The organism is Micromonospora sp. PLK6-60, from assembly GCF_019890675.1.
GTDB lineage: Bacteria > Actinomycetota > Actinomycetes > Mycobacteriales > Micromonosporaceae > Micromonospora.
This window is the reverse complement of record NZ_JAIOAA010000003.1, coordinates 512,105-525,247: the sequence shown is the minus strand read 5'-3', so window position 1 is coordinate 525,247 and position 13,143 is coordinate 512,105. Positions and strand designations below refer to the sequence as shown.

12 protein-coding genes and 1 riboswitch are annotated in these 13,143 nt (G+C 74.3%); of the genes, 6 read left to right on the top strand and 6 right to left on the bottom strand.

Going from position 1 to position 13,143, the window contains the following annotated elements; genetic code table 11:
• Positions 1-54 precede the first annotated feature (54 nt).
• Positions 55-136: riboswitch (cobalamin riboswitch) on the top strand.
• A gap of 112 nt (positions 137-248) precedes the next feature.
• The 3 genes from K7640_RS08750 to K7640_RS08740 are packed head-to-tail and all read left to right on the top strand — an operon-like array spanning position 249 to position 3,062.
• A complete protein-coding gene (locus K7640_RS08750; protein WP_222954192.1) occupies positions 249-1,187 on the top strand; it encodes an ABC transporter substrate-binding protein in 939 nt (312 codons plus the stop codon).
• A gap of 19 nt (positions 1,188-1,206) precedes the next feature.
• Entirely contained in the window at positions 1,207-2,289 is a 1,083-nt protein-coding gene (locus K7640_RS08745) for an iron ABC transporter permease (protein ID WP_222954361.1), read from the top strand.
• A complete protein-coding gene (locus K7640_RS08740) occupies positions 2,286-3,062 on the top strand; it encodes an ABC transporter ATP-binding protein (RefSeq protein ID WP_222954191.1) in 777 nt (258 codons plus the stop codon). Before K7640_RS08745 ends, K7640_RS08740 begins: the two co-directional genes overlap by 4 nt.
• Positions 3,063-3,147: 85 nt before the next feature.
• Here K7640_RS08740 and K7640_RS08735 read toward each other — a convergent pair whose 3' ends face one another.
• From K7640_RS08735 to K7640_RS08720, 4 genes are all read right to left on the bottom strand, one after another.
• On the bottom strand, positions 3,148-3,912 hold the full coding sequence (locus K7640_RS08735; protein WP_222954190.1) for a VOC family protein: 765 nt from the start codon (positions 3,910-3,912) through the stop codon (positions 3,148-3,150).
• Positions 3,913-4,007: 95 nt separating this feature from the next.
• The gene (locus K7640_RS08730) at positions 4,008-4,745 is read right to left on the bottom strand and encodes an ABC transporter permease (protein WP_222954189.1); all 738 of its coding nucleotides are present in this window, start codon (positions 4,743-4,745) and stop codon (positions 4,008-4,010) included.
• 11 nt (positions 4,746-4,756) lie between these two features.
• A complete protein-coding gene (locus K7640_RS30550) occupies positions 4,757-5,653 on the bottom strand; it encodes an ABC transporter ATP-binding protein (RefSeq protein ID WP_222954188.1) in 897 nt (298 codons plus the stop codon).
• Positions 5,654-5,801: 148 nt separating this feature from the next.
• Positions 5,802-7,940, bottom strand: a complete 2,139-nt coding sequence (locus tag K7640_RS08720; RefSeq protein WP_222954187.1) for an AAA family ATPase — start codon at positions 7,938-7,940, stop codon at positions 5,802-5,804.
• Positions 7,941-8,126: 186 nt separating this feature from the next.
• Here K7640_RS08720 and K7640_RS08715 point away from each other — a divergent pair, with 186 nt between their 5' ends.
• From K7640_RS08715 to K7640_RS08705, 3 genes are read left to right on the top strand one after another with little or no spacing between them, the layout of a single operon-like run.
• Positions 8,127-8,711 (top strand): winged helix-turn-helix domain-containing protein, encoded by a 585-nt coding sequence (locus K7640_RS08715; protein WP_222954186.1) that lies wholly within the window; start codon positions 8,127-8,129, stop codon positions 8,709-8,711.
• A gap of 39 nt (positions 8,712-8,750) precedes the next feature.
• Positions 8,751-10,082, top strand: coding sequence for an MFS transporter (locus tag K7640_RS08710; protein WP_222954185.1), 1,332 nt, complete (start codon positions 8,751-8,753; stop codon positions 10,080-10,082).
• Positions 10,083-10,115: 33 nt separating this feature from the next.
• A complete protein-coding gene (locus K7640_RS08705; protein ID WP_222954184.1) occupies positions 10,116-10,967 on the top strand; it encodes a menaquinone biosynthetic enzyme MqnA/MqnD family protein in 852 nt (283 codons plus the stop codon).
• Between the two features lie 114 nt (positions 10,968-11,081).
• Here the strand turns inward: K7640_RS08705 and K7640_RS08700 are convergent, their stop codons facing one another.
• Together K7640_RS08700 and K7640_RS08695 are read right to left on the bottom strand one after the other, a co-directional pair.
• On the bottom strand, positions 11,082-12,029 hold the full coding sequence (locus K7640_RS08700) for a serine hydrolase (RefSeq protein ID WP_222954183.1): 948 nt from the start codon (positions 12,027-12,029) through the stop codon (positions 11,082-11,084).
• A complete protein-coding gene (locus tag K7640_RS08695) occupies positions 12,029-12,979 on the bottom strand; it encodes a hypothetical protein (RefSeq protein WP_222954182.1) in 951 nt (316 codons plus the stop codon). Before K7640_RS08695 ends, K7640_RS08700 begins: the two co-directional genes overlap by 1 nt.
• Positions 12,980-13,143: the final 164 nt, after the last annotated feature.

Sequence of the window (13,143 nt, the reverse complement as noted above, 5' to 3'; positions counted from 1 at the left end):
CCCCTGTCGGTCTCCGGGCGTGCGCTACCGTGCTACCGACCGTTCCGCAGCGAAGCCGGTGAGAAACCGGCGCTGTCCCGCAACTGTGATGTCCCATCGCACCGGCCCTGGCCGGCGGCGGTGCGGACGAGCCAGGTCGCCTGCGGCGCGGTCGCGACACGCGCTCTCGAGGAAGGGCGCCTCGCGGACGGGCGGCCTCAGCAGTCCTGTCGGCGAAGCACCACGCTCCTCGACCGACAGGAGGACCGATGTCCAGACGTACCCCCCGGGTGCTCACCGCCCTGCTCGCGGCCGCCGCGCTGACCCTCGGCGGCTGCGCCGAGAAGGCCGCCGACCCCACCCCCGCGGCCGGCGGCGACGCCCCCGCCGCCAGCTTCCCCGCCACCGTCGGCGACCTGACCCTGGAGAAGCGGCCCGAGAAGATCGTCTCGCTGTCGCCGACGGCGACCGAGATGCTCTTCGCGATCGGCGCCGGCCCGCAGGTCACCGCCGTCGACGACCAGTCGAACTACCCGGCCGAGGCGCCGAAGAGCGACCTCTCCGCGTTCCAGCCCAACGCCGAGGCGATCGCCGGCAAGGCCCCCGACCTGGTGGTGCTCTCCGACGACCGGAACAAGATCGTCGACCAGCTCGCCAAGCTGAAGATCCCGGTCTTCCAGACCCCGGCGGCCAAGACGCTTGACGACACCTACCAGCAGCTCACCGACCTGGGCACGATCACTGGCCACCCGACCGAGGCCGCCGACCTCACCCAGCGGATGAAGGACGACATCGCCAAGCTGGTCAAGGACCTGCCGCAGCGGTCGGCGAAGCTGACCTACTTCCACGAGCTGGGCCCCGAGCTCTACACCGCCACCAGCAACACCTTCATCGGCTCGCTCTACACCCTGGCCGGCCTGGAGAACATCGCCGACCCGTCGGACGCCGACGGCAAGGCGGCCGGCTACCCGCAGCTGTCCCAGGAAGTGATCGTCAAGGCCGACCCCGACCTGATCTTCCTGGCCGACACGAAGTGCTGCCAGCAGACGCCGGCGGCGGTCCAGGCCCGCAGCGGCTGGGCCGGCCTCAGCGCGGTCAAGAACAACCAGGTCGTCCCGCTCGACGACGACATCGCCTCGCGCTGGGGCCCGCGCGTCGTCGACCACGTCCGGGCGATCGTCGACGCGGTCGCCAAGGTGCCGGCGTGACGGCCCACCGGTGACCACCGTGACACCCGTCCGGCCGGCCGGGACGCGCCCCGCCGCGCCCCGGCCGGCCGGGCTGCGCCCGCGCTGGCTCGCCGTCGGGGTCGGCGCGGTGCTGGTCGCGCTGCTCGCCGGCGTCTCGCTGGGCCCGGTCAGCCTGCCGCCCGGCAGCGTCGCCGTCGAGCTGCTCAACCTGCTGCCCGGGGTGCACCTGGACAGCGGGCTGACCGCGAGCGAGGCCGTCATCGTCACCGAGCTGCGGCTGCCCCGGGCGGTGCTCGGGCTGCTGGTCGGTGCGCTGCTGGCGCTGGCCGGCGGCGCGTACCAGGGGGTGTTCCGCAACCCGCTGGCCGACCCGTACCTGCTGGGCGTGGCGGCCGGCGCCGGGCTGGCGGTGACCGTCGCGATCGTCCTCGGGGCCAACGCCGAGGGGTTCACCGGGATGTCGCTGACCGTCCCGCTGGCCGCCTTCGCCGGCTCCCTCGGGGCGGTGGCGCTGACCTACCTGCTCGGGGCGGCCGGCGGCCGGGACCGCTCGCCGGCCACGCTGATCCTGGCCGGGGTGGCGGTCTCCGCCTTCCTCTCCGCCGGCCAGACCTACCTGCTGCAACGGCACGCCGACACCATCCAGCCGGTCTACTCCTGGCTGCTCGGCCGGCTGGCCACCGCCGGCTGGTCCGACGTCCGGCTGGTGCTGCCGTACTTCCTGATCACCGCCGTGGTGGTGCTGCTGCACCGGCGGGAGCTGGACGTGCTCTCCCTCGGCGACGACGAGGCCACCAGCCTCGGCCTGCACCCGCAACGCTCCCGCTACCTGCTGATCGCCGCCGCCTCGCTGGGCACCGCCGCGGCGGTCTCCGCCTCCGGGCTTATCGGCTTCGTCGGCATCATCGTGCCGCACACCGTACGGATGCTGGCCGGCTCCAGCTACCGGGTGGTGCTGCCGCTGTCCATGCTCTTCGGCGGCGCCTTCCTGGCGCTCACCGACGTGGTGGCCCGGACCGCCGCCGCCCCGCAGGAGATCCCCATCGGCGTGGTCACCGCGCTGCTCGGCGGCCCGTTCTTCGTGCTGGTCCTGCGCACCGCCCGGCGGGTGTTCCCGTGACCGCCGCCGTCGAGGTGCGGGACCTGCGGGTGACCCTGGACGGCGCGCCGATCCTGGCCGGGGTCGACCTCACCGTCGCGGCCGGCGAATGGGTCACCGTGATCGGCCCGAACGGCGCCGGCAAGTCGACCCTGCTGCGCGCCGTCGGCGGCCTGCTGCCCGCCGGAGCCGCGGTCTCCCTCTTCGGTACGCCGCTGCGGGCCCTGAAACCGCGCGAGCGGGCCCGAGTGGTGGCCACCGTCGCCCAGTCCCCGGCGGTGCCCGCCGGCATGTCGGTGCTGGACTACGTCCTGCTCGGGCGCACCCCGTACATCCCGCCGCTGGGCCGGGAGTCGGCCGCCGACCTGGCCGCCGTGCACGACGTGCTGGACCGGCTGGACCTGGCCGCCTTCCACGGCCGGGAGCTGGCCACCCTCTCCGGCGGCGAGCGGCAGCGGGTCTTCCTGGCCCGGGCGCTCGCCCAGGGCGCCACCCTGCTGCTGCTCGACGAGCCGACCAGCGCGCTGGACATCGGCCACCAGCAGGAGGTGCTGGAGCTGGTCGACCAACTCCGCCGGGAGCACGGCCTGACCGTGCTCGCCACCATGCACGACCTCTCCGTCGCCGGCGAGTACGCCGACCGGCTGGTGCTGCTCGCCGCCGGGCGGGTGGTCGCGGCCGGCCCGCCGGCCGAGGTGCTCACCGAGGAACTGCTCGCCAGCCACTACCGGGCGCACGTCCGGGTCGTGCGCGGCGAGCACGGGCCGTTGGTGGTGCCGGTGCGGCCGAGGTAGAAGGAGGGTGCCCTTGTTAACGCATTCTGTATAGGAAGGGCCCCCTGTTAACACTTCCGCCGCGCCCGCCGGGCGAGGTGCGGGGTCAGCGGGTGAGGGCGGTGACCGAGAAGAGCGCGCCGGTCGGGTCGCGCAGCGCGGCGGTACGGCCGCGCGCCGTGTCCCGGGGCGGGACCAGGATCGTGCCGCCCAGCTCGGCGGCGCGGGCCGCGCTGGCGTCCGCGTCGGTAACCGCGAAGAACACCGACCAGTACGCCGGCAGGTCGTCCGGGTAGCCGTCGCCGAGCGGCGGCATCATCCCGGCCACGATGCGTGCCCCGCACCGCCAGCGGGTGTACTCGGTCCCGTCCGCCGGCTGACTCTCCGGATGCCAGCCGAAGACCAGCTCGTAGAAGACCTTCGCGCCCTCCGGATCGGGGCTGACCAGCTCGTTCCAGCACATCGCCCCGGGGGCGTCGAACAGCTCAGCCCCGCGCATCCGCATCGGCTGCCAGACGCTGAACACCGCGCCCGCCGGGTCGGTGAACACCCCCATCCGGCCCTGGTCGAAGACGTCGAACGGGGCGATCAGCACCTGACCGCCGGCCGCCTCGACCCGGGTGGCCGCCAGGTCGGCGTCGTCGGTGGCGACGTACGTCGACCAGATCGGCACCTGGTCGGCGGTGGCCGGCGGGCCGGCCCCGGCGACGGCCCGGCCGTTGCGGAGAAACGTGGTGTAGCCGCCCGCCTCCGGTTGCGGCGCCACCCGCCCGGTCCAGTCGAACAGCTCGGAGTAGAAGCGGGTCGTGCCGGCCAGGTCGGGGGTGGCCAGGTCGGCCCAGCAGGGCGTGCCGGGCTCGATGGCGCTCACGATTACCCCTTTCGGCCGAGGGCGGCCCGGACGGCACGCCCTGCCGGCATCGTGGCATCGCCGGCAGGTCGGGCGCGGAGGAATCGGACAAAAGGTCAGGTGAATCGGCGGCCCTCGTCCCGCCGGTACGCCCACCCGGCCAGCCCGGCCAGCGCCACGATCCAACCGCCGAGCATGCCGAGCGCCACCGGGTCGGGACGCCAGTCGGTGACCGCCGTCCACATCAGCTCCACCGCGCCCCGGCTGGGCAGGTACGGCGCGATCACCTTGACGAACCCGGGCGCGTCGTCCGGCGCGGAGAGCAGCCCGCCGCCGAATGCCAGCGGGAAGAAGATCACCTGCGCCACCACGATCGCCGCCTTGCTCGGCAGCGAGTAGCCGATCGCGAGCCCGAGCAGCGTGAACGGCACCGACACCACGGCGACGCCGAGCGCGCCGAGCAGGAACTGCGCCGCGCTCACCCGGGCCGCGGTGGCCACCGCCGCGATCACCACCACCGGCAGCATCGCCAGGTAGGTAAGCGCCAGGCCGGCCAGGATCCGGCCGGCCAGCCGCGGGCCGGGCCCGGCCGGCAGGGTCCGGGTGTACGGGTTCCACGGCTGGTCGCGGTCCTCGGCCACCCCGATGCCGTACTGGAAGACGTTGGCGCTGAGCACCGCGAAGGTGACCATCGCGGCGGTGGCGTAGGTGGCGCCGACCGGATCGTCCCCGGCGAACGGCACCACGAAGAAGAGCATCGCCGCGGCGGGGAAGAACATGCTGCCGACCACCGCGATCGGGACCCGGAGGATCTCCAGCAACTGGTAGCGGGCGTGGAGCAGGGTGAGCCGCACGTCGAATCTCCTCAGGCGGTGGCGGTGGCGGTGGACGGCGTCGGGTCGCCCTCGGTGATGGCGAGGAACGCCTCCTCCAGCGACGTGGGCCGCACCTCCAGGTCGCGGAACGCCACCCCGGCGGCGACCAGGTCGCGGACCAGCTGGTCGGCGTCGGTGGTGAGCAGGTGGGTACGCCCGTCGGTCCGCGTCGCGCTGACCACCCCGGGCAGTTCCGGCAGCTGGTCGGCGGTCAGGCTGACCCGGCGTACGCCCACCATGCCGCGGACCGCGTCCACCGTGTCGTCGGCGAGCACCCGACCCCGGCCGATCACCACCACCCGCTGCGCCAGTGCCTCCACCTCCTCCAGGTAGTGGCTGCTGAGCAGCACGGTCCCGCCCTCGGCGTGGAACGCGCGGACGGCCTCCCACAGGGTGTGCCGGGCCGCCACGTCCAGGCCGGTCGTCGGCTCGTCGAGGACCACCAGGCGGGGCCGGCCGACGAAGGCCAGCGCCACCGCGAGCCGGCGACGCTGGCCACCGGAGAGCCCGCCGGTCTGCCGGCGTACCTGGTCGGCGAGGTCGAACCGGTCGAGCAGCTCGGCGCGGGGCACCGGGTCGGGGAAGTGCGCGGCGACGAAGTCGACCACCTCGCCGACCCGCAGCGTGCCGGGCAGCCCGGTCTCCTGCGGGGTGACCCCCAGGGCGCGCCGCGACGCCGCGTCGCGCGGGTCCCCGCCGAACAACTCGACCCGGCCGGCGGACGGCTTGCGCAGGCCGACCAGCAGGTTGATCAGGGTGCTCTTGCCGGCGCCGTTCGGCCCGAGCAGGCCGACCACCTCGCCGGCCCGGACCGCCAGGTCGACCCCGTCCAGGGCGATGACGTCGCCGTACCGGCGGGTGACCTGCTCGGCGCGCGCGAGGATCATGGCGGCTCCCTGCGGGGTTGCGGTCCGTCGAGTGTGCCGCCCACCGTTGTAGCGCCCCACCGCCACCCGCAGCCGTCCGCGCCACCGGCGAGGGGTGTTAGGAGGGGGCCCTTCCTATACAGAATGCGTTAACAAGGGCACCCTCCTTTCACCCGAGCGGGGTGGGGAGGGGGGTGGTGTGCAGCACGGTGAGGCGGGAGACCGCCCGGGTCAGCACCACGTACAGCCGGTGCAGCCCGCGCGGCTCGGCGGCCACGATCGCGGCCGGCTCGACGACCACCACGTGGTCGTACTCCAGGCCCTTCACCAGTGTCGCCGGCACCACGGTGACCCGCGCCGCGGCCTCGACGTCGTCGGCGGTCGCGGTCGCCACGCCCGCGTCGGCGAGCGCCGCCCGGAGTCGGTCCACCTCGTCGTCCGCGGCGATCACCCCCACCGAGCCGTCGTGCGCCAGCGCCGCCCGGACCTCGGCCACCGTGGCCGCCGCCAACTCCTCGACGGTACGCACGTCAAGCGTCCCGTCGTGGCGCAGCGACTCGGCCGGGGGTACGTCCACGGCGAGCGCCGGCAGCAGCCGGTTCGCGAACGCCACCACGACGGCCGGCACCCGGAAGCCGACGCTGAGCGGGACCACCACCGCGTCCGGCTTGCCCAGGTGGGCCAGGGTCTCCCGCCAGTCCCGGGCGGCCCACGGGGCGGTGCCCTGGGCCAGGTCGCCGAGCAGCGTGATCGAGCCGTGCTCGCTGCGCCGGGCGATGGCCCGGCACTGCATGGGGGAGAGGTCCTGCGCCTCGTCCACCACCACGTGCCCGAAGCCGCCCGGCCGCTCGATCAGCCCGGCCGCCTCGTCGATCAGCACCGCGTCGGCGGCCGTCCACCGGGTCGCCTTCGGGGTGCGGCCGAGCGCGGTGCCCCGCGTCGCCCGACCCCGCCGGGCCGCCGCCCGGTCGCCCACCGCCCGGCCGCCGGTCGCCTGGTCGCCCGCCGCCTGGTTGTCCGCCGCTCGGTCGCCCGGGGCGGCGGCGCCGCGCAGCAGCGCCTGCTCCTCGGCGGTGAGCAGCCCGTCGGCCGCCGCGGCGAGGAAGTCGGCGTCGGCCCAGAGCAGGTGCAGCAGCCCGTCCGGGGTGAGCGCCGGCCAGACCGCGTCGAGGAACGTGGTCACCGGCTTGGCCTTGCCCATCCGGCGCAGCCAGGCGTCGCTCGGGGACTCCGCCCGCCGCGCCTCGGCCTGGCGTTGCAGCAGCCCCACCACCCGGGCCCGGACCCGTTCGCGGCCGGTGGCGTAGGGCAGGCCCTCGGCACGGGTCTCCTCGACCAGCCGGTGCAGCGGGTCCAGGCCGATCCGCCAGCGGAACGAGCCGTCCGACACCATGATCGGCTCGGTGGGGGCGGCGATGTGCGCGTCGACCGCCCGGCGCAGCAGCTCGGCCATCCGTACGTCGTGCTTGAGCGCCGCCACCGCCGGATCCTCGACCGCGCGGACCGGCACCCGGGCGATCAGGTCCTCCACCGTCGCCTGCTCGACCTCGACCTCGCCGAGCGCGGGCAGCACCGCCGCGATGTAGGACAGGAACGCCCGGTTCGGCCCGACGATCAGCACCCCGGACCGGCGCAGCCGTTCCCGGTGCAGATAGAGCAGGTACGCGGCCCGGTGCAGCCCGACCGCCGTCTTGCCGGTGCCCGGCGCGCCCTGCACGCAGATCGAGTCGGCCAGCTCGGCCCGGACCAGCTCGTCCTGCTCCGGCTGGATGGTGGCGACGATGTCCCGCATCGGCCCCACCCGGGGCCGCTCGATCTCGGCGGTGAGGATCCGGCTGGCGGTGCCCAGCTCCTCGCCCCGGTCCAGGTGCTCGTCCTCGAAACTGGTCAGCACCCCGGTGCTGAAGCCGAACCGGCGCCGGACGGCGACGCCCTGCGGGTCCCGGGCGCTGGCCCGGTAGAACGACCGGGAGACCGGGGCCCGCCAGTCCAGCACCAGTGGCTCGCCCAGGTCGTCGGTGACGTGCCGCCGCCCGACGTGGTACTCCCGCCCGGCGTGGTCCGGATCATGCGCGCCGAAGTCCAGCCGGCCGAAGAAGAGCGGGGTGGTCGGATCGTCGGCCAGCTCCTCGACCCGCCGGGCCATGTGCCGGCCGAGCTGTTCGGCGGTGTACGCGTCGCCGGCCACCTTGTCGCCGGTGGCGAAGAGGGCCTCGGCCCGCTCGCGCATCCGGCGCAGGGCGGCGCGGGAGGCGGCCAGGTGGGCGCGTTCGGCCTGGAGGTCGGTGTCGAGATCGGTTGGGGACACGATGAATCCTCACGGATGGCTCGCTGCTCGCTCGCGTCTCCGGGGCGGATGGCCGGCGCCCGGCGCGGGACGTCCGCTGCGGTGCTGTCTCACCCCGGCCGTCAGGCGGTCGTCAACGTTAGTCGACGGCGCTCCGTGCTTCCACAGAATTTCGCGGTGGCGCGGCGGGGGCGGGATCATGGGGGTATGACGGAGGCGCGTGGGGAGTCGCGCCGGGTGACGATCAGCGACCCGCGGGTGATGCGCGCGCTGGCCCATCCGGCCCGGATCTCGATCATGGATTATCTGAGCACGCTCGACGGCGGCGCGACCGCCACCGAGTGCGCGGAGATCGTCGGCCTGTCGCCGAGCGCGACCAGCTACCACCTGCGGGAGCTGGCCAGGTCGGGGCTGGTCGAGCAGGCGGCCAGCCGGGGGGACGCGCGGGAGCGGGTCTGGCGCAGCGCCGGCCGGGGCTTTGTCGTCGACGCCGGCCAGGCGGCCGGCCCGGAGGCGCGCGCCGCCGAGGTGGCGTTGGTCGAGGCGCACCTGGCCCGGGACGCCGAGCGGACCCGGGAGTGGTTCCGGCGCGCCAGTGACGAGTCGCCCGAGTGGTACCAGGCGACGCTGTTCAGCGACACCGTCCTGCTGCTCACGGCCGCCGAGTTGGCCGAGTTGAACGAGCGGGTGCTGGCGCTGTTCGCCCCGTACCGCCAGCGGGACCGGCGCGGTGCCGCTCCGGCGGGGGCGCGCCCGGTGGCCGCCCAGTACAAGGTGCTGCCGCTGCCGTAGGTCTTGTGTCGATCAGTTGTGAAGGATTATTTTCGAAGTATGTCCTTCACAACTGACGGCTCGCGCTGGTCCGACGTGTGGATCGCCGCGATCACCCGCGGCACCACGATCTGCGGCGAGTTCCTCGCCGCCACCGCCCTCGCGCTGGCCCTCCAGGGCGCGGGCGCCGGCGGGCTCGCCGTCTCCGGACTGCTCCTCGCCGCCACCCTCCCGCTGGTGCTGCTCGCGCCGCTGACCGGGCGGCTCGCCGACCGGTGGGACAGTCGCACGCTGCTGATCACGGTGGGCGTACTCCAGTCCGGGATCTGCCTGCTGCTCGCGTACGCCGAACACCCGGTCCTCATCGTGGCCCTGGTCGGCCTGCTCGCCTGCGGCCTGGCGGTGACCCAGCCCTGCCTGGCGGCGCTGCTGCCGACCATGGTCCGGCGGGCGGACCTGCCCCGGGCCAGCGCGATCCACCAGACCGCGGTCTCACTCGGCGCGCTCGGCGGACCGGCGCTCGCCGGCCTGCTGGTCGGCCAGTTCGGCACCCGGGTGCCGCTGCTGCTGGACGCCGTGAGCTACCTGGCCCTGGTCGGCGCGGGCCTGCTGCTGCGCACCCGCCGGGGCGGCCGGCGGCCCGCCGCCACCGGCACCACGACGGGTGGCCCGGCGCCGGCGTGGCGGCTGCGCCGGGACCCGCTGATGCTGGCCATGGTGGTCACCACCGCATCGGTGATCACCGCGATCGGCGGCATCAACGTGGTCGAGGTGTTCTTCATCCGCGAGACGCTGTCCTCCTCGACCACCATGTACGGCCTGGTCGGCGCGGCCTGGATGGCGGGCATGCTGCCGGGGAGCTGGCTCGCCGCCCGGCTGGCCGGCCGGCTCAGCGACGACGGCGCGCTGGTCTACGGGGTGCTCACCACCCTGGGCGGCTGCGCGCTGATGGTGGTGTGCGCCGCGTTCGTCCCGGCGGCCGGGTTCCTGATCCCGCTCTGGCTGGTCGGCGGGGCGGCGAACGGCGGCGACAACGTCTTCGCCAACCTGCTCACCGCCCGGCGGGTGCCGGAGGCGGCGCGCGGTCGGGCGTACGCGGTGAACGGCGCGGCGGTGCAGGGCGGCTCGATGACCGGCTACCTGATCGGCGGCGCGCTGCTGACCGTGTTGCCGCCCCGGCCGGTGATCGCCGGCCTCGGGGTGGCCGGCCTGCTGGTGGTGGCGACGTTCGTGCCGTTCGTCGTGCGGGCCGTCCGGCGGGCCGGGGGACTCCCGACCGGTCGGGCGGCGCGGGTGTCGGAGCGGGCGGTGGCCCCGGCGGGAGCCCCCGGGATCCCGGCGGTGCGGGACGGGGCGGATGCGGAGTTCGCCACTCGGTGGACCGCCCGGTGAGCCGGCGCCTCCCGGCAGGGATACGGTCGGGCCATGGTCGATCGCGTCGCGCGCCCCCGGGTCGGGCACATCCAGTTCCTGAACTGCCTGCCGATCTACTGGGGGCTGATGCGCTCCGGTGCGCTCATCGACGTCGACCTGCACAAGGACTCGCCGGACCGGCTGAGCGCGGCGCTGGTCGCCGGCGATCTGGACATCGGCCCCATCTCCCACGTGGAATACCTGCGGCACGCCGACGAGCTGCTGCTCCTGCCCGACCTGGCCGTCGGCAGCGACGGGCCGGTGCTCTCGGTAAACGTGGTCTCCACGAAGCCGCTGGCCGAGCTGGACGGCGCCCGGGTGGCGCTGGGCTCGACCTCGCGTACCGGGGTGCTGCTCGCGCAGTTGCTGCTGGCCGAGCGGTACGGGGTGCGGCCGGAGTACTTCCGCTGCCCGCCCGACCTGACCCAGATGCTGCTGGAGGCGGATGCCGGGGTGCTGATCGGCGACGTCGCGCTGCGCGCGCTCTACGAGGCGCCCCGCCGTGGGCTGGCGGTCACCGACCTCGGGCAGGCCTGGCGGGACTGGACCGGGCTGCCCATGGTCTTCGCCGTCTGGGCGGTCCGCCGGGACTTCGCCGCCGCCCACCCGGGCCTGGTCAAGGAGGTGCACGAGGCGTTCCTGCGCTCCCGTGACCTCTGCCTCGCCGAGCTGGACCAGGTGGCCGAGGCGGCCGCCCGCTGGGAGCCGTTCGACGCGGCGACGCTGGCCACCTACTTCCGGACGCTGGACTTCTCGCTCGGCGAGCGCCAGGTGGCCGGGCTGCGCGAGTTCGCCCGCCGGGCCGCCGCGATGGGCGAGGTCCCGGCGCTGCCCGAGGGCGGCCCGAAGTTCTTCGCCGGCTGACCGCCCGATTCCGCCGGGTCGGGCTCACCCCGCTGGCCCGGATCGTCTCCACCGGCCGCAGCCGGCCGGGCACCCGGTCGTCGGGGCGCAGACCGCCGCGGGACCGGTCGGGGCTCAGACCGCCGGGCGAAGCAGGGCCTTGGTGATGCGCTGGCAGTTCTGCATGCCGTAGTCGTAGCCCAGGCCGATCGGGTAGCGGACCATCACGCCCATCGTCCAGGTGTCGCCGATGGCCAGGCAGTTGATGTGGATCTCCTGCTCGCGCTGCCGGTCGATCCAGCCGTTCTTGATCGCGATGGTCTTCCGCTCGGCGGCCGGGAACGCCTTGCGGATGCCGAAGTCGCCGGGGGCGTTGACCTGCCGCATCTCGTTGAGCAGCCACTTGGTCCACTTCGGCCCGGCGGCCCGGCCGTCGGAGATGCAAAGCCCCATCCGGGCGGTGTCGCGGGGCGAGAGGTTGGTCCGGCTCCAGCCGCCGTCGGCGGCCGGCTTGCTGTCGGTCAGGCCGCAGGTCGAGATCAGTCGCTTGATCGACGGGCTCCGTCCGACCAGGTTGTAGAACTGCTCGGCGCGGGTGTTGTCGCTGTCCCGGATGACCAGTCGGGCGTCGGCGAGCCGGGCGTCGCTCGGCGTCTTGCCCTGCTCGGCGGTGCGGCGCAGGTAGTCGGCCACGATCCACGACTTGATCATCGAGGCGGTGGTGCTGGTCTGCGCCATGTTCTTCGAACCGATGATGGCGCCGGTACGGGTGTCCAGCACGCTCCACGAGTACCAGCCCTTGATGCCGAGGCTGGCCAGCGAGCGGGCCTGGAACGGCAGCGGCTCCAGCGACGGGGTGGGCGACGGCGTCGGCGAGGGGCGCGAGCTGCGGTTGGTGGGCGCCCCGGTGGACCGGTCCGGCGTCGAGCCGGACCAGCTCGGCGCGGCGGCGGTGGCGAGCGGGGAGCCGGGCATCAGCCGCAGCGAGACCAGCGCCACCCCGACCAGAGTGATGACGACCGCCACGAACAGCAGCGGTGAGTTCCGGTTGCGCCGCCGGGGGGCGCGCCGGGTGCCGGCCATCAGAGCTTCCCGGCCGGGGTGGGCGACGCCGTCGGTGTGGCGGCCGGCTGCGCGGCCACCAACTGGGTGGCCACGCTGGCGCAGACCTTCGCGCCGTACGTCAGGCCCTGTTCGGTCGGGTACCGCATCATCACTGCGAGGCTCCACTTGTCGGTCACGGCGAGGCAGTTGACGTGCCAGTTGCCGTCGTACTGCAACGGGGTCCAGCCGTTCTTGATGCTGACCCGGGTCCGATCGGTGATCGACGGGGGCAACCCGTCGATGATGCCCCATCGACCACCACCGAAACGCTTCTGCTGGTCCGCCACCGAGCCGCGGACCTTCGACATCTCGTCCAGCACGAATCCGGTCCACTTCGGCCCGGCGGCCCGGCCGCCGGCGACGCAGTCGCCGAGGCGTACCGCGTCGCGGGGGGACATCTGGGTGAAGCTCCACCAACCGAGGTAGCCGCGCACGGTGCCGGGGTGGGTGTCGGTCAGCCCGCAGGTGGAGATCATCCGGTCGATGGTGGCGGCGCCGCCGGCCGCCTTGTAGAGGGCGTTGGCCGCGTCGTCGTTGCTGTCCCGGATCGCGGTGACCACGTTCTGCCGCATCTCCTCGGGCGGCTCCTGGTCGCCGAGCCCGCGCAGGTAGTCCGAGGCGAACCAGATTTTGATCATCGACTCGGTGGAGCTGGTCGACGTCATGTTCGTCGCGCCGGAGATCCCGCCGGACGTGCGGTCCAGCAGCGCCCAGGAGAAGAACTCGCCGTCGAAGTCCACCGCGACCGGGCCGGCGGCCAGGGTGGCCGGGCCGGTCACCGTGCTCTGCGGCACGGCCACCCGGTCCGCGGCGCCGTTGCCGGTGACGACGTCGTCGCCGACCAGCCGGGCGTACGCGGTGGGAGCCACCGCGACGCCGCCCGCGAGCAGGGCGGCCGCGGCCAGCGCCAGGGTCATGCGAGGTCGCATGAGCGGGTGAACTCCAGATGTCGGGGCCGGGGGGACCGGCGGCTGTGGCGAATCTGCGGCCTGACCGGCCGGGGGACGCGGCCTTCGCCGGGCTGGCGATCGTCAGGTGCCGATCGTTCTGGGCCGAAAGTCTACGTCCGGACGGGCGACGCGCCAGTGTCCGA

Bases quoted from the DNA above. Each gene is read 5' to 3' on its own strand.
- K7640_RS08700 (WP_222954183.1), bottom strand. From the start codon at position 12,029: ATGGCCGGCACCCGGCGCGCCCCCCGGCGGCGCAACCGGAACTCACCG.
- K7640_RS08715 (WP_222954186.1), top strand. From the start codon at position 8,127: ATGACGGAGGCGCGTGGGGAGTCGCGCCGGGTGACGATCAGCGACCCG.
- K7640_RS08710 (WP_222954185.1), top strand. From the start codon at position 8,751: ATGTCCTTCACAACTGACGGCTCGCGCTGGTCCGACGTGTGGATCGCC.
- K7640_RS08750 (WP_222954192.1), top strand. From the start codon at position 249: ATGTCCAGACGTACCCCCCGGGTGCTCACCGCCCTGCTCGCGGCCGCC.
- K7640_RS30550 (WP_222954188.1), bottom strand. From the start codon at position 5,653: ATGATCCTCGCGCGCGCCGAGCAGGTCACCCGCCGGTACGGCGACGTC.
- K7640_RS08705 (WP_222954184.1), top strand. From the start codon at position 10,116: ATGGTCGATCGCGTCGCGCGCCCCCGGGTCGGGCACATCCAGTTCCTG.
- K7640_RS08695 (WP_222954182.1), bottom strand. From the start codon at position 12,979: ATGCGACCTCGCATGACCCTGGCGCTGGCCGCGGCCGCCCTGCTCGCG.